Genomic DNA, 2,328 nt, shown 5'->3' with positions numbered 1-2,328 from the left:
CTTCAAGCTCGACCCCGGCGTGGACGTGCGCGCGCTGAACCGAGAGCTGGCCAGGACGGCGAAGCAGGCCGTGGCAGGCCGCGCCTTTGTGGCGGGCAGCGTGGGCCCCACCGGGCACTTCGTGCAGCCTCTGGGCGAGCTGTCCTTCCGCGACATGGTGGCCGCCTACCGCGAGCAGATCCAGGGCCTGGTGGAGGGCGGGGCCGACCTCATCATCGGCGAGACCCAGTTCGATCTGGCCGAGGCCAAGGCCATCGTCATGGCTGCCCGCGAGGTCTGCGATCTGCCCGTGGCCATCACCATGACCTTCGAGGGCGAGAAGTCCCTGACCGGCACCACGCCGCTCACCTTCATCGACACCATGCAGAACCTGGGCGTGGATCTCCTCGGCACCAACTGTTCCGCCGGGCCGGAGCAGATCGTGGACATCGTGCGCGCCATGCTGCCCCGGCTTTCCACCCCGCTGCTTGTTCAACCCAACGCGGGCCTGCCGGAGCTGGACGAGGCGGGCCGCACCGTGTTCCGCCTGGGGCCGGACGACTTTGCCCGCCAGTGCCGCGCCTTTGCCGAAATGGGCGCGAAGTTTTTGGGCGGCTGCTGCGGCACCACGCCCGCGCACATCAGCGCCTTGCGCGCCAGCCTGGGCGAGATGCCCTACGCCAAGCCGGACCCGGAGGACAAATCGCCCCTGGTGGTCACCTGCCGGTCCGCGTCCGTGCCCTTCGGCTGGGAGAATCCGCTGGTCATCATCGGCGAGCGCATCAATCCCACGGGCAAGAAGGTGCTGGCCGAGGAGCTGGTGCAGAACGGCCACGCCGAGGCCCTGCGCCTGGCCACGGAGCAGATCGCCCAGGGCGCGGGCGTGCTCGACGTCAACGTGGGTGCGCCCATGGTGGACGAGAAGCTGGTGCTGCCCTCGCTTTCCATGGCCCTTTCCTCGCGCTTCGAGATGCCGCTGTCCCTCGACACTTCCGACCCCGTGGCCATGGAGAACGCCCTGTGGACCCAGGCGGGTTCGCCGCTCGTGAACTCCATCAGCGGCGAGCCGGGCCGCATGGAGCTGCTTGGGCCCCTGTGCAAGAAGTTCGGCGCGCCCTTTATTTTGCTGCCCCTGGAGGGCCGCAAGCTGCCCTACACCGCGGCGGAGCGTATCGCGGTCATCGAGCGCCTGCTCAAGCAGGCCGACGAGCTGGGCATTCCGCGCCGGCTCATCATGGTAGACGCCCTGGTGCTCACGGTGTCGTCCAAGGCCCTGGCCGCGCGCCACTGTCTTGATACCATCCGCCATTGCCGGGAGACCCTGGGCCTGCCCACCACCATGGGCCTGTCCAACGTGAGCTTCGGCCTGCCCGCGCGCGAGCTTCTGAATTCCACCTTCCTGGCCCTTTCCATGGGTGCGGGGCTGTCGTCCTGCATCGCCAATCCGGCCAGCCAGCGTCTGCGCGAGGTCGCGGCCTCGGCCGAGGTGCTGCTGGCGCGGGACGCCCAGGCCTCGTGCTACATCGGCGCGTACGCCAACTGGACGCCGGGCACGGGCGGGAGCGGAGCCGCCGCTGGCGGCGCGCCGGGCGCGGGCAAGGCCACCACGCCTCAGGAAGCCGTCATCCTGGGCGACAAGGCGGGCCTCTTGGCCATGATCGAAGCCGCCCTGGCGGATGGGGGCGACCCCTTCAAGCTGGTGGACGAGGCGCTCATTCCGGGCATCCTTGAGGTGGGCCAGAAGTACGAGCGCAAGGAGTACTTCCTGCCCCAGCTGCTGCGCAGCGCCGAGGCCATGCAGGCGGGCTTCGCCCGGCTGGAGCCGCTGCTTCTGGCCAGCGGCCGGGCGGAGAAGAAGACGCCCATCGTCATGGCCACGGTGGAGGGCGACATCCACGACATCGGCAAGAACATCGTCTGCCTGATGCTCAAGAACCACGGCTTCGAGGTCTTCGACCTGGGCAAGGACGTGCCCGCCGCGCAGATCGTGGACGAGGCCGAAAAGGTCGGGGCGCAGGTCATCGGCCTGTCCGCCCTCATGACCACCACCATGGTGCGCATGGAGGACACGGTGAAGCTCATCCGAGAGCGCGGCCTGGGCATGAAGGTGATGATCGGCGGGGCCGTGGTCACCGAGGCCTTTGCCCAGTCCATCGGGGCGGACGGCTTTTCCCGCGATGCCGTGGCCGCCGTGAAGCTGGCCGCCAAGCTGGCGGGCCGGGCGGCGCACTAGTTTTTCAGCACGGCGGGGGCGCGACGGGGCTTTGCGTCCCGCGCGGGTTTCTGCTACACCGCCCGCAGATGCGGGGGGCCTTCGGGCATTGCCGCATCGAGGAGTGAGAATGACGA

Annotated in this window: 1 protein-coding gene; it reads left to right on the top strand. The window is 69.1% G+C overall.

The window, feature by feature from the left end; all coding sequences use genetic code 11:
• On the top strand, window positions 1–2,212 hold a 2,212-nt coding region (locus VN419_RS11375), incomplete at its 5' end, for a homocysteine S-methyltransferase family protein (RefSeq protein ID WP_325647346.1).
• Window positions 2,213–2,328 lie beyond the last annotated feature (116 nt).

This window comes from Humidesulfovibrio sp., assembly GCF_035560995.1.
Classification (GTDB): domain Bacteria; phylum Desulfobacterota; class Desulfovibrionia; order Desulfovibrionales; family Desulfovibrionaceae; genus Humidesulfovibrio.
This window is presented reverse-complemented; position numbering and strand designations above follow the sequence as displayed.